Genomic DNA, 17,899 nt, shown 5'->3' with positions numbered 1-17,899 from the left:
GCCCCTATCGATAGGGCGCATCGGCTTCAAGGTTCGCGGCAATCGCCCGCTCCCACTTGTCCCCGTTGGCCAGTAGTTTCGCCTTGTCGTAGAGCAGCTCTTCGCGCGTTTCGGTCGCGTATTCGAAGTTCGGCCCTTCGACGATCGCATCAACCGGGCAGGCTTCCTGGCAGAAGCCGCAGTAGATGCACTTGGTCATGTCGATGTCATAGCGCGTCGTGCGGCGCGAGCCGTCATCGCGCGGTTCGCTCTCGATTGTGATCGCCTGCGCTGGGCAGACCGCCTCGCACAGCTTGCAGGCAATGCAGCGTTCCTCGCCATTGGGATAGCGGCGCAGAGCATGCTCGCCGCGGAAACGCGGGCTGAGCGGGTTCTTCTCGAACGGGTAGTTGATCGTCACCTTGGGCTTGAAGAAATACTTCAAGGTGAGCGCATGCGCCTTGAGGATTTCCCACAAGGTAAAGGATTTGATGAAGTGAGAGAGCGTGCTCATTCGGATTTGTCCGGAGGACTTTGGAGTGGTACTTGGTCGATCTCGATCACATCACAGGGGCCCGCAAATACTTGGGGTGTGACTGCGCCTTCTTCATAGTAGTAAGCGGCGAGAGAAGCTTTTGGAAAGTTTTCTGGTCGACTTGATCGAAAAGTCACCCTGTTCCCGGTGCCATCTGCGAATTGCCATCCGAGCACCCTGAGGCCACCAAGCCTCTCAAAGCGCATCGAAGAGAAAAGCCCCGAGCTATCTGAGATCAACTTCGCAGAGGCAGAAGTCCTACTAACAGCCCGGATCCCATCTTCCATTATAGGCCCATCATAATAACCGCGTTGACCGATCCACTGCCAAACCAAGTCAAAAGGTTCACCAGACTTACCGATCATTCGGCAAGAATATTGATGGATCGGTTTGGTCAAATAGGCAGGAGTTAGTTCGGGCACTTTCGGAATCTCAGTAACGACTGTGACCTGCTGCATAGCAATGAAAAAAAGTGCCATCATCCGAAATGCCCCGTTGCCATGAGGTAACCGGAAATCAGGAATACGAAAAGCAAGCTCATCGGCAGGAAGACTTTCCAGCCCAGGCGCATCAGCTGATCATAGCGGTAACGCGGCACGGTTCCCCAGATCCAGCTGAAGAGGAAGAAGAAGAAGAACGTCTTGCCGAACAGCCAGATGATCCCCGGCACGGCATAAAGCGGCTCCCAGTCAATCGGCGGCAACCAGCCTCCGAAGAACAGCAGCGCGTTGAGCATGCACATCAGAAGGATGTTGGCATATTCGCCGAGCCAGAAGAGCGCGAAGCTCATCGATGAATATTCGGTCTGGAAGCCCGCGACGAGTTCGGATTCGGCCTCGGTCAGGTCGAACGGGGCGCGCGCGGTTTCCGCCAGGCAGGAGATGAAGAACACCACCCACATCGGGAACAGCAGCAGGTTGAAGAAGTATCCGTTGACGATGCCGAGCCCGTGCCCGCGCTGCGCCTCGACGATCTCGGAAAGATTGAACGTGCCGGCCCACAGCACGACGCAGATCAGGATGAAGCCGATCGAAACTTCGTAGCTGATCATCTGCGCTGCGGCGCGCATGGCCGAGAAGAACGGGTATTTCGAGTTACTCGCCCACCCGCTCATCACGACGCCGTAGACACCCAGCGAGCTGATCGCGAGCACGTAGAGCAGGCCGACATTGATATCGGCCAGCACCACGCCCGCATCGAACGGGATTACTGCCCAGGCGAGCAATGCCACGGTGAAAGTGATGATCGGCGCGAGCAGGAAGATGCCCTTGTTCGCCGCGCTCGGGATAATGGTTTCCTGCAGGAATACCTTGAGACCATCGGCAAAGCTTTGCAGCAGGCCGAGCGGGCCAACCACATTGGGGCCGCGCCGCATCATGATCGCGCCTAGAACCTTGCGGTCGACATAGATGATCATCGCCACCGCCAGCATCAGCGGCAGCGCGATCAGCAGGATCCCGCTGACCGTGGCAACGAACCATGCCCATTCGTAGGACATGCCGAGTGACTGGAAGAACTCGGTCATTCAGCCGCCTCCCGCATTTCATCGCCATGGAGCAATTCGGCCGAGCATTGTTGCATCACCTGGCTGGCGCGCGCGATCGGGTTAGTGAGGTAGAAATCCTTGATCGGATAGGTTTCCAGCACACCTTCTGCTTTCGCTGACTCATCCGCGTCCGGGAGCGCGCCGTAGTCAGCAAGGCCTTCTTCGCCCAGCGCCGGCACTTCCGCGATCATCGCGGCCTGCAACTCGGCAAAGCTGTCGAACCCAACCTTGACGCCCAGAGCATCGGCCAGCGCGCGCAGGATCGTCCAGTCTTCACGCGCGTCGCCAGGAGCGAAGACGGCTTTCTCGGCGAACTGCACCCGGCCCTCGGTATTGACGTAGGTCCCGTCCTTCTCGGCATAGCTAGCAGCGGGCAGGATGATATCCGCCGCATGCGCGCCCTTATCGCCGTGGTGGCCAATATAGACCTTGAGCGCATCGCCAAACGCACCGAAGTCCATCTCGTCAGCGCCGAGCGCCAGCACCACCTTGGGTGAGGCCGCGACGATATCCTTGATCCCGCCCTTCTGCGAATAGCCGAGCATAAGCCCACCCATCCGCGCAGCCGAGAAATGCAGCACATTGAAGTCGGCACCCCAGCTAGAAGCGAGCGCGAGTGCCTTACCATGTGCGCCCTTGAGCGCCGCACCGCCGACGATAACCGCAGGCCTGCCGGCCGATTCAAACGCGTCGGCAACTTCGGCGGGCAAGTCATTGAGAACGCTCAGGTCATTGCCGAGGAAGCTCGCCGGATAAGTGGTCTCCCATTCCGGCCCAACCACGAATATCTTCGCACCGCGCTTCACCGCCTTGCGGATGCGCACATTCACCAGCGGCGCTTCCCAGCGGATATGGCTGCCGACGATCAGGATCGCATCGGCATTCTCGATACCCGCAAAGGTCGAGTTGAAATTGACCGCTGCGAGGTTCGATACGTCATAATCCATGCCGGTCTGGCGGCCTTCGAGCAGGTCCGACCCAAGCGCGCCAAGCAGCTTCTTCGCCGCGAACATCGTTTCGCAATCGACCATGTCGCCCGCGATGGCGGCTATCTTCTTACCCGGCTTGGCAGCGGCGATCTTCTTGAACGCCTCGTCCCAGTTCGCCGCTTGCAGCTTGCCGCGCTTGCGGATCCAGACCTTGTCCAGGCGGCGATGCAGCAGGCCATCGACCTGGTAGCGCGCCTTGTCCGAAATCCACTCCTCGTTGACGTCGTCATTGATGCGCGGCAGCGCCCGCATCACTTCGCGGCCACGGCTGTCGAGCCGGATATTCGCGCCGACTGCGTCCGAAACATCGATGCTGAGCGTCTTCTTGAGCTCCCATGGACGCGCCTCGAAAGCATAAGGCCGCGAGGTGAGCGCGCCAACCGGGCACAGATCGATCACATTGGCCGACAACTCGTGTTCGGCCGCCTGCTCGAGATAGGTGGTGATCTGCATGTCCTCGCCGCGGCCCACCGCGCCAATCTCGTCCACGCCCGCGATCTCTTCCGAGAAGCGCACGCAGCGGGTGCAATGGATGCAGCGGGTCATCACCGTTTTGATCAGCGGACCCATGTACTTCTCGGTCACTGCGCGCTTGTTCTCGTCATAGCGCGAGGCGCCGCGTCCATAAGCCACCGATTGGTCCTGCAAGTCGCATTCACCGCCCTGGTCGCAGATCGGGCAGTCGAGCGGGTGGTTTATGAGGAGGAATTCCATCACGCCTTCACGCGCCGTCTGGACCATTTGCGTGTCGGTACGGATTTCTTGGCCTTCGGTGGCCGGAAGTGCGCAGGAGGCCTGCGGCTTGGGCGGGCCGGGCTTCACTTCTACTAGGCACATCCGGCAGTTACCGGCGATACTTAAGCGCTCATGATAACAGAAGCGCGGGATCTCCTTGCCCGCAAGCTCGCACGCCTGCAGCACGGTCGCGCCGTCCGGAACCTCGATTTCCTGTCCGTCTACGGTGACCTTAGGCATTACTCAGCGGCCTCCCGCACATTTTCGTTGATCCGGCGCTCAAGCTCGGGGCGGAAGTGGCGGATCAGGCCCTGGATCGGCCACGCGGCTGCGTCGCCGAGAGCACAGATCGTGTGGCCTTCGACCTGCTTGGTGACCTGGTGCAGCATGTCGATCTCTTCGATCGCTGCATCGCCGGTGCGTAGGCGCTCCATCACGCGCCACATCCAGCCCGTGCCTTCGCGGCACGGCGTGCACTGGCCGCAGCTTTCATGCTTGTAGAAATAGCTGATCCGGCTGATCGCGCGGACGATATCGGTCGACTTGTCCATCACGATGACGCCGGCTGTGCCGAGGCCCGAGCCGAGGTCCTTGAGACCGTCGAAATCCATCGGCGCGTCCATGATCTCGGCAGCCGGGACCAGCGGGACCGACGATCCGCCCGGGATCACTGCGAGAAGATTGTCCCACCCGCCGCGAATGCCGCCGCAATGCTTATCGATCAGCTCCTTGAACGGGATGCTCATCGCTTCTTCGACAACGCAGGGCTTCTCCACGTGGCCGCTGATCTGGAACAGCTTGGTGCCGTGGTTGTTCTCGCGCCCGAAGCTGGCGAACCATGACGCGCCGCGGCGCAGGATCGTCGGCACGACCGCAATGCTCTCGACATTATTGACCGTGGTCGGGCAGCCATAAAGGCCCGCGCCCGCCGGAAATGGCGGCTTGAGGCGGGGCTGGCCCTTCTTGCCTTCGAGGCTTTCGATCATCGCGGTTTCTTCGCCGCAGATGTATGCGCCCGCACCGCGGTGCATGAACACGTCGAAATCAAATCCGGAGCCGCTGGCGTTCTTGCCGATCAGACCCGCATCGTATGCCTCGTCGATTGCCGCCTGCAGCGTTTCAGCCTCGCGGATGAACTCCCCGCGAATATAGATATAGGCGGCGCGAGCGCGCATCGCGAAACCGGCGACCAGCGCGCCTTCGATCAGCTTGTGCGGATCGTGGCGGATGATTTCGCGGTCCTTGCACGATCCCGGCTCGGATTCGTCGGCATTGATGACAAGGAATGACGGCCTGCCATCCTTGCTTTCCTTCGGCATAAACGACCACTTGAGGCCGGTCGGGAAACCTGCCCCGCCCCGCCCGCGCAGGCCGGAGGACTTGATTTCCTCAATAATATTGTCCTGGCCGCGTCCGATCAGCGCTTTGGTATCGTCCCAATCGCCGCGCTCCTGCGCCGCCTTCAGCCCCCAATCCTGGAAGCCGTAGACGTTGGTGAAGATGCGGTCCTTGTCTTGCAAAGTCATGCCGCGATCACTCCGCTATTGAGGAACCACAAACCACCGACAACGATGATCGCGACCGTCGCAAGTTTGATCAGGCCGGACAGCACCTTCCAGGCGATAAAAATCCCGATGAGTGCCACGATGATGGTGCCGATCTCCATTACCACGTGCTCCGGTAGTCGTGATTTGCGTCGACCATTTCCTTGAGCGATGATGGCCCACCAACAGGCTCGCTCGTATGGCGACCCGCCTCCTGCGTGCCGGTCTTGGGCTGCTCGCCCTTGGCCAGTGCATCCAAGATTGCGTCAAGCCGCTCCGCCGTCAGATCTTCGTAATTGTCGTCGTTGATCTGGACCATCGGCGCGGTCGCGCAATTGCCCATGCACTCGACTTCGGTGAGGGTCCAAAGACCATCGTCCGAGGTATGGCCCTTGCTCATGCCGCGTTTCTTGCAGGTCTCGAGCAAATCGTCCGATCCGCGCAGCATGCACGGCGTCGTGCCGCAGACTTGCACGTGGTATTTCCCGACCGGCACGAGGTTGTACATGAAGTAGAAGCTTGCCACTTCAAGCACGCGGATCGCGGGCATGCTAAGATAGTCGGCGACATATTCGATCACCGGCAGCGGCAGCCAACCCTGGGTGCTGGTTTCCTCGCCAACCTGGCGCTGGGCGAGATCGAGCAGCGGCATCACCGCCGAGCGCTGGCGACCGTCCGGATATTTGGCGATATGCTTGTCGGCCTTGGCCTGGTTCTCGGCTGAGAACGACCAGTTGCCCCACCGCTCGCGCAGTTCGGGCGTATCGGGAGCGGGATTGCGGTCAGCCATGGGTGAGCCTCGCTTGGAGATAACGCCCGACATAGAGGCCGATGACGGCGGCAAGTGCGGTCGAAAGCACTTCTTTCACAGCCACTTGTCCGTGGAATACGGCGAGATAGGCCGCGATGGCGGACGCGAACGCTGCGAAAGCCGCAACGAAGATGAAGATTTCGCGGATAATCACCGGTCGCACTCCCCGAAAACGACATCGATGGCGCCAAGAATGGCAGTCGCGTCAGGCAACATGTGGCCCTTGCTCATGAAATCCATTGCTTGCAGGTGCGAGAACGCAGTCGGGCGAATCTTGCAGCGATAGGGTTTGTTCGAGCCGTCGCTTACGAGGTAGACGCCGAACTCGCCCTTGGGGCTTTCGGTGGCGACGTAGACTTCGCCCGCGGGTACATGGAAGCCCTCGGTATAGAGCTTGAAATGATGGATCAGTGCTTCCATTGATTGTTTCATCTCGCCGCGCATGGGCGGGACGACCTTGCGATCATCCGATGCAATTGGGCCTTCGGGCATTTCAGCGAGGCACTGCTTGATGATCTTGGCGCTTTCGTAGACTTCCTTCACGCGCACCATAAACCGGTCATAGCAATCCGAATTGGTGCCGACGGGAATGTCGAAATTCATCCGGTCATAGACATCGTAAGGCTGCGACTTGCGCAGGTCCCACGGAATGCCGGCAGCGCGGATCATCGGACCTGAGAATCCCCAGGCCACCGCATCATCTTTGGAAACCACCGCAATATCGACATTGCGCTGTTTGAAGATGCGATTGTCCATCACCAGGCTCATTGCATCCTCGAACAACGGGAAGAAACGCCCGTCGATCCAGTCGCCAATATCGGCCAGCAGCTTGAGCGGCACATCCTGATGAACGCCGCCAGGACGATAATAAGCGCTGTGCATGCGTGCGCCCGAAGCCCGCTCGAAGAAGTTCATGCAATCTTCGCGCAGGTCCATGATCCAAAGGTTCGGCGAGAACGCACCCACATCAAGGATATGCGCGCCCATGTTGAGCATGTGGTTACTGATGCGGGTCAGCTCCGTGAACAGCACCCTGAGGTACTGTGCGCGCTCCGGCACTTCGATGTTGAGCAGCTTCTCGATCGCGAGAACGTAGCTGTATTCCTGCGCTAACGGACTGCAGTAATCGAGCCGGTCGAAATACGGCAGCGCCTGCAGATAGGTCTTATGCTCGATCAGTTTCTCGGTGCCGCGATGAAGTAGGCCGACATGCGGGTCGATCCGCTCGATAACCTCGCCATCGAGCTCCATCACCATGCGCAACACACCGTGCGCCGCCGGATGCTGAGGCCCGAAATTGATCGTGTAGTTTGTGATGACTTCGTCGCCGGTGGTGGGCGACTGTTCAAGCTGCACGCTCATTCGCCCTCCTCCTTCGGCTCGGTCGCACCCTTGGTATCGCGCTCGCTGGCTTCGCGTTCCGAACGATCTTCGCGATCCTCGGTCGCTTCGGGAGATTCGACATCGACATCGGTGTCGACTTCGGCAGGAGAGCCGGCGCTGACTTTCTCGGCTGCTTTCTCGTCAGTGGCATCGCCTGCGCCGCTGTCTTCGGTATCCTCGGTGGTCTTGGGCTCATCGATCGGAGGTGTTTCGGCCTTCTCGTCGCCCGGCAGAACGTAGTCTGCCCCTTCCCACGGGCTCATGAAATCGAACTGGCGCAAGTCCTGGGCAAGCTCCACCGGCTCATAAACCACCCGCTTTTCTTCCTCGGAATAGCGAAGTTCGACATAGCCGGTGAGCGGGAAATCCTTGCGGAACGGGTGGCCCTCGAAGCCATAGTCGGTGAGAATCCGGCGCAAGTCGGTATTGCCGTCAAACAGCACACCGAACATATCGAACACTTCGCGCTCAAGCCAACCGGCATTCGGCCACAGCGTGGTGACCGTTGGCACCGGAGTTGCCTCATCGATGCTGCATTTGACCATGATCCGGTGGTTCTTGGTCAGGCTGAGCAGCATGTAGACGACTTCAAACCGCTCCGGGCGGCTCGGGAAGTCAACTCCGGCGATTTCCATCAGTTGCTGGTATGCATGATCGTCGCGCAGAAGCTTGAGCGCATCAGCGAGGCTTTCACGCCTGACCGTCAGCAGAATCTCGCCATGCTCCTCGCGGTGATCGACAACCATGTCGCCCAGCGCCTTTGCCAGCGCATCGCGCACGCCTTCGTTCGAAGAATACTTCGGTGCAGAGTGAAGGATGGTAGCCATCTTAACGCTCAATTGTCCCCGCACGGCGGATCTTCCGCTGCAGTTGCATCACGCCATAGAGAAGTGCCTCTGCAGTCGGTGGGCAACCCGGGACATAGATGTCGACCGGCACAATACGGTCACAACCGCGAACAACGGAATAGCTGTAGTGGTAATACCCGCCGCCGTTGGCGCAGCTGCCCATGCTGATCACGTACTTGGGATCGGACATCTGGTCATAAACCTTGCGCAAGGCCGGCGCCATCTTGTTGCACAGCGTCCCGGCGACGATCATCAGGTCACTTTGGCGCGGGCTGGCGCGCGGCGCGGCACCGAACCGCTCCATGTCATAGCGCGGCATGTTGGCGTGGATCATCTCGACCGCGCAGCACGCCAGGCCAAACGTCATCCACCAGAGGCTGCCGGTACGCGCCCATTGGAAAACATCTTCGGTGCTGGTGACGAGGAAACCCTTGTCATTCACCTCGCTCTGGAGCGCACGAAAGTAATCCTTATCGGGCTGACGCAATTCGCCGGGCTTGGCTGCCCGAGGGAGTGTCTCATTCAATCCCATTCGAGAGCACCTTTCTTCCATTCGTAGGCAAAGCCCACGGTCAGGATGACGAGGAAGATCATCATCGCGATCCAGCCCGTCCACCCTGTGTGCTCAAGGCTCACTGCCCAAGGGAATAGAAAGGCGACTTCGAGGTCGAAAATCAGGAAAAGCAAGGCAACGAGATAGAAGCGTACGTCGAAGCGGCTGCGGGCATCATCGAATGCCGGGAAACCGCATTCGTATTCGCTGAGCTTTTCCGCATCCGGGTTATGCGTGCCCGTCAGGCGAGAAACACCCATTGGAAGGAACACGAATGCCGCCGAGAGTCCCACCGCAATGAAGAGAAAGATCAGGATGGGTAGATATTCGCTGAGATCGACCAAGGCTCGGACTCGTCTAGCTTAAGGGTTCGAGGCGCGCCCTAATCCGCCGTACACCAAGGCGCAAGGGGTGGCTGGGCGGGAATCAGGAATTTGCGAAAGAAATTCGGTGCTCAAGGTCAGCCTGATCGGTCCAACGCGTCAATCCCGATGCAAGGGCAACCGGCGAATCTGGGTAGGAAGTGCTGCTTTATCTTGCGCCGGCTCACCTTGGACAAAACGATCCCACTGGCCGTTCCCGATGTACAGCAAGCTATCGCCGTCTACACTTCCTGAAAGAGGCTCGGTCCACTGCGTATGGGCTTGCTCCAGCACGCGATGACCAACAACACGCATCCCGTCTGCAGACAGCCGAAAAGCTGCAATCCGCATCGGACTGGTGCCGTTCTGGACTGCGACAAGCTCGTCACCAAAGCGCCATAGTCCATCAATCCCGTCCAGTATGATCGGGATGTCGCTAGCGAGCCGCAAAACTCTTCCCGAGTCTCGTTCGATCGCAGCGATTCCGTAGCGGTAATCGCTCACATAGAGCCGCAATCCGTCTGAACTCAGCGCCAGCCCTTGAGGTGAGCGCATGGTACCCGGCGAGATTATTGTGACCATCTCCGCACTGTCATGACGCGCTGCGTAGATTCCGCCACCGAGTGGGTCGCTGCCGAAGACAGTTCCATCCGGCGCGATGGTGAGATCAGAAATGTTTACACCTTCGGGTGCCGGGATGCGGATCTCGGAACTGTTGCGATGGTCGAGTCCGATAAGTCCAGTAAATCCGTCAGCGCTTTCGGAGCCATCGATATGGCCCGAGGCAAGCCAGACAATATGTCGCTGCTGATCCAGCACAATACCACTGATGTTCGCGGCGCCTTGGGGGCTATATCCGTCCCAATCCTGCCCTGCCCTCCGGCCAAATATCGCATTTTCGGAAACGCTGGTGACGATGAGGCGGTCATCCTTGGGGTCTCGAATGACACTTTCCCCGAGCCCGACTTCTGACGGTGTCTCAGCAAACACCTTGCTTCTTTCAATTACTTCCGCTTCGGCGATCAGCCGTTCGGCGATGCGCCCTGGATCGACACCTTCGAGAAGCTTAGGTATCTGTCGCTGAGGAACTTCGCCGAAAACGTATCCGCGATCATAAAGCCATTCGAGCGTCTCAAGGACTTTCTCTGCTTCGCCCGCCGCGAGATAAGGCTGCAGCAAGCGAAGTCGCACATTTCCGCTATTGGGGAAATCACGAGCAAGCTGCTCAAGCCCTTCAATGTCGCGGATCTGGCCTGTCTCGGCATCGACCGATCGCCACGTTGCCACTGCGCTGGCGGCTTCCGGTTCCGGCTGCGCAATGGAGGGAATGGTGACGCATCCGGCCAGAAGAACGGCCGCAAAGATCGCCGATGCGATCCTCATTTCATCATGGCTTTGAGCGCCTTGTCAGTTTTCTCGCCATAGGGGGGCTTGAACCCGCCTAGCCCGGCCACGTCGATCTTCGGTTGTGTATAGACGCTGCGTGCATGGCTGAATTCGCGGAAGCCCTCAACCCCGTGATAGCTCCCGATGCCCGATGGTCCCACACCGCCGAATGGCAGGTCCTCCATCGAGACATGGAAAATCACATCATTCACGGTGACGCCGCCGGAGATGGTCTTGGTCAGCACGCGTTCGCGCTCGCCCTTGTCTTCACCGAAGTAATACAGACCCAACGGACGATCGCGCTCGTTCACATAGTCGATCGCTTCGTCTACATTCTTGTAGGTCTTTACCGGCAGCACCGGACCGAAAATCTCCTCTTGCATTGCCTGCATGTCGTCCGTCACGTTGCGCAGGACCGTCAAAGGCATCTTGCGAGCGTTTGTGTTGGAGAAATCCTCGTCGCCCGGATTGATTTCTATTACTTCGGCGCCCTTGTCCCTGGCGTCGGCAACCATCGATTGGAGCCGGTCGAAATGCCTGTCGGTCACGACCGAAGCATAATCATCGTTATCGAGCAGCGTCGGATACATGTTGCGCACGCCAAGCTCGACGGCAGCGATAGCGCTGTCTTCGCGATCCTCGGGCACGTAGAGATAATCCGGCGCAAGACAAATTTGTCCGGCGTTCATCATTTTGCCTAAGGCAATGCGCTCCCCGGCCTTTTCGTAGTCGGCGCTGCGACCCAAGAACACCGGGGATTTCCCACCCAATTCCAGCGTGACTGGAACAAGGTTTGCTGCGGCCGACTCCATCACCTTGCGGCCAGTGGCAGTAGAGCCGGTAAAGACGAGGTGATCGAAAGGAAGGCCTGAGAACGCGTGGGCGACTTCAGGGCCGCCCGTGAAAACCGCGACCTCATCGGGAGTAAAATATTCCTCGATCAGTTCCTTCGTCAGCAGGCTGGTGCGCTCGGTAAACTCGCTCGGCTTGATCATTGCGCGGTTGCCCGCTGCTAGAACCTGCATCAGCGGCCCGATGGAAAGATTAACCGGGAAATTCCAGGGGCTGAGAATGCCAATGACGCCCTTGGGCTCGTAGCGCACCTCGGCCTTGGCTCCCAGCAGCCCAAGCGGGAATTGAACGCTGCGCTTGTCGGTCTTGGCCCATTTGTCCATGTTCTTGAGGCAATACTTGCCGAAATTGATCGTGCCGGCGATATCGGTCAGCATCGACTGGCGTGGTGAGCGATTTCCGAAATCGGCTCCCATGGCCTTACACAGTGTATCCCCGTGCTCTTTCAGCAGTGACATGGCACGCTTTATTCGATCCTTGCGGAGAGCCATCGGTTCGGGACGGTTCGCGGTGTGAGCAGTGCGCTGCAGCCTGAGGACGCGCTCCATCTCCATTTTCTGATCATCTGCCATGGCTTGCTCTCCGGTTAGTTTCGATTTGCCATTGTCTTTGCCGAAAGCGCCGCTTGTGACAAGCACAGAGCTTCTCCGATTGATTTTACTGCAGTGCAGCATTAGGCAAGCAGACCTATCCCCCACTCAGGCGAGTATCTAAAATGCCCCATTTCTCCGCTTCTGACCCCGTTGTTATCCTGTCGTATGCCCGCACCCCGATGGGGGGAATGCAAGGCGCGCTCGCCGATGTAAGCGCGACCGATCTGGGAGCGACCGCAGTGAAGGCTGCCGTCGAACGCTCCGGCGTCGCTCCGGAAGAATTCGACCGCGCATACATGGGTTGCGTTCTTCCCGCCGGCCTCGGCCAGGCCCCCGCTCGCCAGGCTATGATCAAGGCGGGACTTCCCAAGTCAGTCCAAGCTACGACGGTCAACAAGGTTTGCGGAAGCGGGATGCAGACTGTCATCATGGGGGCGGAAGCACTCGCCAGTGGAACCATTGATGCGGTTGTCGCCGGCGGGATGGAAAGCATGACCAATGCGCCTTATCTGCTCAAGAAGCATCGTTCGGGGGCGCGGATCGGGCATGACACCGCATACGACCACATGTTCCTCGATGGCCTCGAAGACGCTTACGAAGAAGGCCGTGCGATGGGCACATTCGCGCAGGAAACCGCCAATGAATACCAAATGACCCGCGAAGAGATGGATGACTACTCCATCGAAAGCCTACGGCGCGCCAATGCCGCGATCGAAAGCGGCGCCTTTGCTGACGAGGTTGTGCCGGTCACGGTGACAAGCCGCCGGGGTGAAACCATAGTCGAGCACGACGAGCAGCCGGGCCGCGGCAAGCCAGACAAGATCCCCACATTGCGGCCAGCATTCGCGAAGGACGGTACGATCACCGCAGCAACTTCCAGTTCGATCTCCGATGGCGCTGCCGCGGTTGTTCTTACTCGTGAAAGCGTGGCGAAGGACAAAGGTCTCGAACCTGTTGCCAAGATCGTCGCCATGGCAGCGCATGCTCATGAGCCCGCCAAGTTTACCACCGCACCGATCGGTGCCATTGAAAAAGTCCTTGAATCTGCAGGATGGACTGCCGAAGAAGTCGACCTGTGGGAAGTCAACGAAGCATTTGCCTGCGTCGCCATGTTCGCGATGCGCGACATCGGCATCCCGCACGAGAGAATCAACGTAAATGGAGGCGGCACCGCGCTGGGTCATCCGATCGGAGCGAGCGGCACGCGTATCATCGTCACACTCCTCAACGCGCTCAAGAAGCAAGGTAAAACAAGGGGTATCGCGAGTTTATGCATAGGCGGCGGGGAAGCCACTGCCGTAGCAGTCGAACTCATCTGAGTTCGTCCGCCTCGCCATGATTCGCCATGCGGTGCGTTGCGTGCTAGCACGCCGCTTCCAATTGGGAGATGGACATGAAAAAACTACTTGCTGCAACTGCAATTCTCGCACTCACCGCTTGCGCCGAGCAAGAAGCTGAGGAAGCGATGGTCGAAGAAGAAGTGGCTGCTGCGGAGACTATCGCTGTCCCCGGCGGTCCAGGCGATTATGAAGTAACATACTCGGATGGCAGCGTCGGAACCTTCACTGCGAATGAAGACGGGACATTCAGTGCCCAAGTAGGCGACGACGCCTCCACCGGCACGATAACCGAGGCTGACGGCAAGACGTGCTTCGATGCTGATGGTGACGAGGAAGGCGCGATGTGCTGGACAAATAGTGAAGTTGGCGAAGATGGCAGCTTCACATCAACCAGCGACGACGGTGAAGTCGTAACCGTGCGGCCTGCAGCTGCGGAAGGCTGAGCCTTAAACCTTACAGAACCAACTGAGTAAACGAAAAGGCGGTCCCTCGGGGCCGCCTTTTTCCTTAGGGATCGCCGTCTCCCCACAAGCGTTCGGCGCTAACCCAGCCCTTGTGGCCCTGAACATCCAGTTCGCACCATTGTCCTTGGCATTTGCCCAATACGCCGACCACGCCAGGGGCCAATCGCCATCGTATCGTGCCGGAACCGCCAGGCTCGGATTGCATTTCGGCCTCGCCTTCACCGATAACCAATGCTCCCCGCTCGGGCGTCAGCAAGCGAGCGACGACCCACCCTTGCGCTCCATCGACATCTTCGATCAGGCGCCAGCCTTCGCGTAACCTAATGACCTTTACCGGCATGCCCTTGCGCTTGTAGACCCAGTCTATCTGGTAGTCCGCGCTTGGGCCAACCCGCATGTTCACTTCCGTCGCGCGCATGCTGGCCCAGTAAGGAACTTCCCGATCCTGTGCAGCCGCCATGCTGCCAAGAAGTGCCGCAAGTATAAAGAGAATCCGGAAGCGCATTTGCAGTTCGCATAGCTCCCCTTCCCCATTTCGTTCAAGCGATGTCATGCGATTTGCTTGACCGACGCGCCGCACTGGTCCTAGCGACACAAGCATGCCAACCAACGCAGAACAGGTTACACGGCGGATCGAAGGCAAACCGCGTGTTGTCGTGACCCGGCACCTCATGCCCAGCGTCGAAGCCCGTATGAAAGAGCTCTTCGATTGCGTGCTCAACATGGACGACACGCCGCTCAATCGCGAACAACTCGGCAAAGCGATGCAAGACTGTGATATCCTTGTCCCAACGGTCACCGATGAAATCGATGCGGATCTCATTGGCCAAGCCGGAGACCGCCTACGCCTCATAGCCAACTTCGGCGCAGGAACCGATCACATCGATCTTGCCGCCGCTGCACACCGCAAGATAGTGGTCACCAACACACCCGGTGTCTTCACTGATGATACCGCCGATATTGCGATGGAAATGATCATCGGCGTGCCTCGTAGAGTACGCGAAGGTGTCGGCCTCGTGAGGCGTGGAGAATGGACCGGTTGGGCACCCTCGCGGCTGCTGGGCCGCAAGCTCGGTGGCAAAGTGCTGGGCATTGTCGGCATGGGCCGGATCGGTCAGGCGGTCGCCCACCGCGCCAAGGCATTCGGACTTGAGATTGCCTACCACAATCGCAAGCAACTTCCCGAAGCTGTCGAACGCATGCTCGGAGTGCGTTACGTCGCCGACCTTGATGCCCTGCTCGCCGAGGCTGACATACTCAGTCTCCACTGCCCGCACACCACCGATACAACTCACTTGCTCGATGAGCGCAGGATCGCGCTTATGAAACCGGGCTCTGCCCTGATCAACACTGCCCGGGGCGAACTGGTTGATCAGGAAGCCTTGATTTCAGCGTTAAAGCGAGGTCACCTCGCAGGAGCTGGCCTCGATGTTTATCCCGACGAACCACAGGTCGATCACAGGCTGTTGGAGCACCCCAACGTAATGACCCTGCCCCATATTGGTAGCGCGACAATCGAGGGACGCGAGGCTTCGGGCGAGAAGGTCATCGCCAATATTCGCTTTTGGGTCGATGGTCATCGTCCGCCTGACCAAGTGTTGGAAGGGTTGGTCTAGGATCGAAAGGTCGGCGAGCGGTTCTCTCCTGCTTCGCCGCTCTTATAGAACCGGCATCGAATTGGGCGTAACCCATTCAAACTGGTTAAATTTTCACAAGCGCCGCGTTTGTAATTCGGCAAGCAATTGCTCATAGACTCGCTCGCGAAGCGAGAGTGATGCGACATTGATCGAAGTCGAAATCCAGAACGAAACACATCAAACGCAGCAGCGATTGCGGTTTGCGGCGGTCCCGCGAATTGGCGAAGGCATCCGCCTGCTTGAACCAAATGGATACTGGGCATCTTACGATGTGATCGATCTTTGGTACCAGCAGGCGGACTACGGCGACGTTTGGGTTCCATACCTGCACGTGCGAATGACGCCATCGGAACAGCAAACAGTTCATGATGAAAATCAGAAAGAGTTCGATCCGTCTCAAGGAACTGCGACCAGTCAATCAAGCCACTTGGCAAGAACCTTCGACACGCTGGAGTTCGACCCATTCAAGACCTGATCAAGCGCACAATATTGCCCAAGGGTACGGTTGATGCGGACGCGTCACGGGAACGGCTTGCGTATCCAGATGTCCCTGCGGAGCAACTCGGCAAGGGGCATCGCACCTGCCTGATTATTGACGATTCGCGCATGATCAGGGGGCTGGCACGGCGCATAGTCAGCGAGTTGGGCTACGATGTCACGGAGGCCGAGAACGGTAAGGAGGCTCTGTCGCGCTGCTCTTCTCGCATGCCCGAGCTGGTGATCGTTGATTGGGATATGCCGGTGATGGCCGGAATAGAATTCGTCACAGCCTTGCGCGCCATACCGGGTGGAGACGGGCCGAAAGTAGTCTTCTGTACATCCAAATCAAACATTGATGACGTCAAGAGAGGCGCGGCAGCAGGCGCCAACGAATGGATCGTCAAGCCATTCGATCGCGACGGAATGCTTGCGAAACTCGCCCGCGTCGGAGCCGCCTAATCGCCGGTCAGAATGCGTTCGACCAGTTCCTTGACTGTCGGCGTGAAGTTGTTCGAGTAAAACGGATCCTGCTTGAAGCGATAAGCTGCATGCCCGGCAAAGGCGAGGTTCTCGTCCGGATCGCCGCCGTGAGCGATATCCTGCAGCGTCTTCTGGATGCAGAAGCTACGCGGATCGGCAAGGCGGCCGGTTGTGTGATCGTCGTGATCTTTCCAGCTGGAGAACTGGCAATGCGACAGGCATCCCATGCATCCTTGCTGATCCGCGCGGATCTGCTCGGCGCTTCCGGGAGTGACAAAGACAACCGTGCTGTCGGGGGTCTTCATCGGCTCGCTAAAGCCCTCGTGGATCCACGCCAGCGCCTTGCGCTGGTCCCCCGGGTGAACAAAGAAATACTTCGCTTTGCCGTGATCGAGTAGGGGAATTGTCCCCTCTTCTTCGTCCCGCTTGAAGATCGGGATCTGGCGTTCCGAACGATGAATCAGATCATACAGAAACGGCGTTTTGACCGCACTGGAATAGAAACCGGTGGGAGAGAACTTGTGCAGCAGCACATCGCCCGGTTCAACGGTCCGCAGCATATCTTTCCAGACTTGCGGGATCGGGCTTTCATGCGTCAGGAGCGGGCGCGTACCAAACTGGAATACGATCTTGCCAAGCTCAGGATTGTCGATCCATTCTTCCCATTCGCGCAGGAACCACACGCCGCCCGCCATGACGATGGCAGTATCTTCGGACACACCCTCATTCCGCATGGTTTCGCGGAGCGCTTTCACGCGAGGAAACGGATCCTCTGGCTTCCGTGGGTCTTCGGCGTTTGACAATCCGTTGTGGCCACCAGCGAGCCAGGGATCCTCGTAGACCACGGCTGCCATCAGCTCGGGTACCTTGGAATAGCTGCGTTTCCACAGCGCACGGAATGCCCGCGCTGAACTGATAATTGGAAGGTAGTGGACGTTGAATCGGGCTGCGATCTCAGCCAGCTTGTAAGGCATGCCCGCGCCGCAGGTGACGCCCGTTATCAGCCCCTTACAATTCTCTAGCACACCCTCGAGGACCTGCTGCGCACCGCCCATTTCCCAAAGCACATTGATATTGATCGCGCCCTGGCCGTTGGCGATCTCGTAAGCGCGTTTGACCTGCTCGGTCGCCCCGTCGATCCCGTATTGTACAAGTTGCTCGAAACGCTCCTTGCGCGTCGCTTGCGGATAGATCTGCGGGATGACGTTGCCATCTGCATCATAGCTGTCAGCATTGACCGCGCTGACCGTGCCGATGCCGCCGGCGGCGGCCCACGCGCCTGAACTGGCATGATTGGTCGCCGAGACCCCCTTGCCCCCTTCTACGAGCGGCCAGACCTCCCGGCCCCCGTAAGTAATCGGGCTGAGCCCCTTGAATGACAT

General features: G+C 58.8%; 21 protein-coding genes. 5 read left to right on the top strand and 16 right to left on the bottom strand.

Translation table 11 applies throughout. The annotated features are described in order from the left end of the window. Positions 1 to 4 precede the first annotated feature (4 nt). From nuoI to ACEWMW_RS10830, 14 genes are all read right to left on the bottom strand, one after another. Positions 5 to 493, bottom strand: coding sequence for an NADH-quinone oxidoreductase subunit NuoI (nuoI, locus tag ACEWMW_RS10895; protein WP_409413957.1), 489 nt, complete (start codon positions 491 to 493; stop codon positions 5 to 7). Continuing rightward, positions 490 to 996, bottom strand: a complete 507-nt coding sequence (locus ACEWMW_RS10890; RefSeq protein WP_409413956.1) for a hypothetical protein — start codon at positions 994 to 996, stop codon at positions 490 to 492. Before ACEWMW_RS10890 ends, nuoI begins: the two co-directional genes overlap by 4 nt. Then, positions 993 to 2,039 carry an NADH-quinone oxidoreductase subunit NuoH gene (gene nuoH / locus ACEWMW_RS10885; RefSeq protein ID WP_409413955.1) on the bottom strand — a complete coding sequence of 349 codons (1,047 nt, stop codon included), beginning with the start codon at positions 2,037 to 2,039 and terminating at the stop codon, positions 993 to 995. The genes ACEWMW_RS10890 and nuoH overlap by 4 nt, the downstream gene beginning before the upstream one ends. Continuing rightward, the gene (gene nuoG, locus ACEWMW_RS10880; RefSeq protein WP_409413954.1) at positions 2,036 to 4,024 is read right to left on the bottom strand and encodes an NADH-quinone oxidoreductase subunit NuoG; all 1,989 of its coding nucleotides are present in this window, start codon (positions 4,022 to 4,024) and stop codon (positions 2,036 to 2,038) included. Before nuoG ends, nuoH begins: the two co-directional genes overlap by 4 nt. Beyond that, on the bottom strand, positions 4,024 to 5,310 hold the full coding sequence (gene nuoF / locus ACEWMW_RS10875; RefSeq protein ID WP_409413953.1) for an NADH-quinone oxidoreductase subunit NuoF: 1,287 nt from the start codon (positions 5,308 to 5,310) through the stop codon (positions 4,024 to 4,026). The genes nuoG and nuoF overlap by 1 nt, the downstream gene beginning before the upstream one ends. Then, complete coding sequence (locus ACEWMW_RS10870) at positions 5,307 to 5,450, bottom strand: hypothetical protein (protein WP_409413952.1); 144 nt, start codon at positions 5,448 to 5,450, stop codon at positions 5,307 to 5,309. The genes nuoF and ACEWMW_RS10870 overlap by 4 nt, the downstream gene beginning before the upstream one ends. Then, entirely contained in the window at positions 5,450 to 6,118 is a 669-nt protein-coding gene (gene nuoE / locus ACEWMW_RS10865) for an NADH-quinone oxidoreductase subunit NuoE (RefSeq protein WP_409413951.1), read from the bottom strand. The genes ACEWMW_RS10870 and nuoE overlap by 1 nt, the downstream gene beginning before the upstream one ends. Continuing rightward, positions 6,111 to 6,293: a hypothetical protein gene (locus ACEWMW_RS10860; protein ID WP_409413950.1), complete on the bottom strand. Its 183-nt coding sequence runs from the start codon at positions 6,291 to 6,293 to the stop codon at positions 6,111 to 6,113. Before ACEWMW_RS10860 ends, nuoE begins: the two co-directional genes overlap by 8 nt. Next, the gene (locus ACEWMW_RS10855) at positions 6,290 to 7,501 is read right to left on the bottom strand and encodes an NADH-quinone oxidoreductase subunit D (protein WP_409413949.1); all 1,212 of its coding nucleotides are present in this window, start codon (positions 7,499 to 7,501) and stop codon (positions 6,290 to 6,292) included. Before ACEWMW_RS10855 ends, ACEWMW_RS10860 begins: the two co-directional genes overlap by 4 nt. After that, complete coding sequence (locus ACEWMW_RS10850) at positions 7,498 to 8,349, bottom strand: NADH-quinone oxidoreductase subunit C (protein WP_409413948.1); 852 nt, start codon at positions 8,347 to 8,349, stop codon at positions 7,498 to 7,500. The genes ACEWMW_RS10855 and ACEWMW_RS10850 overlap by 4 nt, the downstream gene beginning before the upstream one ends. A 1-nt stretch (position 8,350) precedes the next feature. After that, a complete protein-coding gene (locus ACEWMW_RS10845; protein ID WP_409413947.1) occupies positions 8,351 to 8,902 on the bottom strand; it encodes a NuoB/complex I 20 kDa subunit family protein in 552 nt (183 codons plus the stop codon). Then, positions 8,893 to 9,267, bottom strand: coding sequence for an NADH-quinone oxidoreductase subunit A (locus tag ACEWMW_RS10840; RefSeq protein ID WP_409413946.1), 375 nt, complete (start codon positions 9,265 to 9,267; stop codon positions 8,893 to 8,895). Before ACEWMW_RS10840 ends, ACEWMW_RS10845 begins: the two co-directional genes overlap by 10 nt. A 138-nt stretch (positions 9,268 to 9,405) precedes the next feature. Then, entirely contained in the window at positions 9,406 to 10,668 is a 1,263-nt protein-coding gene (locus ACEWMW_RS10835; RefSeq protein ID WP_409413945.1) for an SMP-30/gluconolactonase/LRE family protein, read from the bottom strand. Then, complete coding sequence (locus ACEWMW_RS10830) at positions 10,665 to 12,095, bottom strand: coniferyl aldehyde dehydrogenase (protein ID WP_409413944.1); 1,431 nt, start codon at positions 12,093 to 12,095, stop codon at positions 10,665 to 10,667. Before ACEWMW_RS10830 ends, ACEWMW_RS10835 begins: the two co-directional genes overlap by 4 nt. A 143-nt stretch (positions 12,096 to 12,238) precedes the next feature. Here ACEWMW_RS10830 and ACEWMW_RS10825 point away from each other — a divergent pair, with 143 nt between their 5' ends. Both ACEWMW_RS10825 and ACEWMW_RS10820 read left to right on the top strand, forming a co-directional pair. Beyond that, the gene (locus ACEWMW_RS10825; protein ID WP_409413943.1) at positions 12,239 to 13,435 is read left to right on the top strand and encodes a thiolase family protein; all 1,197 of its coding nucleotides are present in this window, start codon (positions 12,239 to 12,241) and stop codon (positions 13,433 to 13,435) included. A gap of 74 nt (positions 13,436 to 13,509) precedes the next feature. Continuing rightward, positions 13,510 to 13,899, top strand: a complete 390-nt coding sequence (locus ACEWMW_RS10820; RefSeq protein WP_409413942.1) for a hypothetical protein — start codon at positions 13,510 to 13,512, stop codon at positions 13,897 to 13,899. A 64-nt stretch (positions 13,900 to 13,963) separates the two neighbouring features. On the opposite strand, the gene ACEWMW_RS10815 is transcribed toward ACEWMW_RS10820, so the two are convergent. Next, positions 13,964 to 14,380: an SH3 domain-containing protein gene (locus ACEWMW_RS10815; protein WP_409413941.1), complete on the bottom strand. Its 417-nt coding sequence runs from the start codon at positions 14,378 to 14,380 to the stop codon at positions 13,964 to 13,966. A gap of 139 nt (positions 14,381 to 14,519) precedes the next feature. On the opposite strand from ACEWMW_RS10815, the gene ACEWMW_RS10810 reads away from it, so the two are divergent. From ACEWMW_RS10810 to ACEWMW_RS10800, 3 genes are all read left to right on the top strand, one after another. After that, the gene (locus tag ACEWMW_RS10810; protein WP_409413940.1) at positions 14,520 to 15,536 is read left to right on the top strand and encodes a 2-hydroxyacid dehydrogenase; all 1,017 of its coding nucleotides are present in this window, start codon (positions 14,520 to 14,522) and stop codon (positions 15,534 to 15,536) included. A gap of 166 nt (positions 15,537 to 15,702) precedes the next feature. Next, positions 15,703 to 16,032, top strand: a complete 330-nt coding sequence (locus tag ACEWMW_RS10805) for a hypothetical protein (protein ID WP_409413939.1) — start codon at positions 15,703 to 15,705, stop codon at positions 16,030 to 16,032. 14 nt (positions 16,033 to 16,046) lie between these two features. Further along, positions 16,047 to 16,496 (top strand): response regulator, encoded by a 450-nt coding sequence (locus tag ACEWMW_RS10800; RefSeq protein ID WP_409413938.1) that lies wholly within the window; start codon positions 16,047 to 16,049, stop codon positions 16,494 to 16,496. Here ACEWMW_RS10800 and ACEWMW_RS10795 read toward each other — a convergent pair. Next, positions 16,493 to 17,899, bottom strand: a complete 1,407-nt coding sequence (locus ACEWMW_RS10795; RefSeq protein WP_409413937.1) for an NAD(P)H-dependent flavin oxidoreductase — start codon at positions 17,897 to 17,899, stop codon at positions 16,493 to 16,495. The genes ACEWMW_RS10800 and ACEWMW_RS10795 overlap by 4 nt on opposite strands.

This window comes from Litorerythrobacter xanthomarinus, from assembly GCF_046254955.1.
Lineage (GTDB): Bacteria > Pseudomonadota > Alphaproteobacteria > Sphingomonadales > Sphingomonadaceae > Qipengyuania_C.
The sequence above is the reverse complement of the archived record's forward strand: the minus strand, read 5'-3'. Positions and strand labels throughout refer to the sequence as shown.

Bases quoted from the DNA above. Each gene is read 5' to 3' on its own strand.
- nuoF (WP_409413953.1), bottom strand. From the start codon at position 5,310: ATGACTTTGCAAGACAAGGACCGCATCTTCACCAACGTCTACGGCTTC.
- ACEWMW_RS10810 (WP_409413940.1), top strand. From the start codon at position 14,520: ATGCCAACCAACGCAGAACAGGTTACACGGCGGATCGAAGGCAAACCG.
- ACEWMW_RS10835 (WP_409413945.1), bottom strand. From the start codon at position 10,668: ATGAGGATCGCATCGGCGATCTTTGCGGCCGTTCTTCTGGCCGGATGC.
- ACEWMW_RS10870 (WP_409413952.1), bottom strand. From the start codon at position 5,450: ATGGAGATCGGCACCATCATCGTGGCACTCATCGGGATTTTTATCGCC.
- ACEWMW_RS10795 (WP_409413937.1), bottom strand. From the start codon at position 17,899: ATGTCATTCAAGGGGCTCAGCCCGATTACTTACGGGGGCCGGGAGGTC.
- ACEWMW_RS10850 (WP_409413948.1), bottom strand. From the start codon at position 8,349: ATGGCTACCATCCTTCACTCTGCACCGAAGTATTCTTCGAACGAAGGC.
- nuoG (WP_409413954.1), bottom strand. From the start codon at position 4,024: ATGCCTAAGGTCACCGTAGACGGACAGGAAATCGAGGTTCCGGACGGC.
- ACEWMW_RS10830 (WP_409413944.1), bottom strand. From the start codon at position 12,095: ATGGCAGATGATCAGAAAATGGAGATGGAGCGCGTCCTCAGGCTGCAG.
- ACEWMW_RS10855 (WP_409413949.1), bottom strand. From the start codon at position 7,501: ATGAGCGTGCAGCTTGAACAGTCGCCCACCACCGGCGACGAAGTCATC.
- nuoH (WP_409413955.1), bottom strand. From the start codon at position 2,039: ATGACCGAGTTCTTCCAGTCACTCGGCATGTCCTACGAATGGGCATGG.
- ACEWMW_RS10825 (WP_409413943.1), top strand. From the start codon at position 12,239: ATGCCCCATTTCTCCGCTTCTGACCCCGTTGTTATCCTGTCGTATGCC.
- ACEWMW_RS10890 (WP_409413956.1), bottom strand. From the start codon at position 996: ATGATGGCACTTTTTTTCATTGCTATGCAGCAGGTCACAGTCGTTACT.
- nuoE (WP_409413951.1), bottom strand. From the start codon at position 6,118: ATGGCTGACCGCAATCCCGCTCCCGATACGCCCGAACTGCGCGAGCGG.
- nuoI (WP_409413957.1), bottom strand. From the start codon at position 493: ATGAGCACGCTCTCTCACTTCATCAAATCCTTTACCTTGTGGGAAATC.
- ACEWMW_RS10815 (WP_409413941.1), bottom strand. From the start codon at position 14,380: ATGGCGGCTGCACAGGATCGGGAAGTTCCTTACTGGGCCAGCATGCGC.
- ACEWMW_RS10820 (WP_409413942.1), top strand. From the start codon at position 13,510: ATGAAAAAACTACTTGCTGCAACTGCAATTCTCGCACTCACCGCTTGC.
- ACEWMW_RS10845 (WP_409413947.1), bottom strand. From the start codon at position 8,902: ATGGGATTGAATGAGACACTCCCTCGGGCAGCCAAGCCCGGCGAATTG.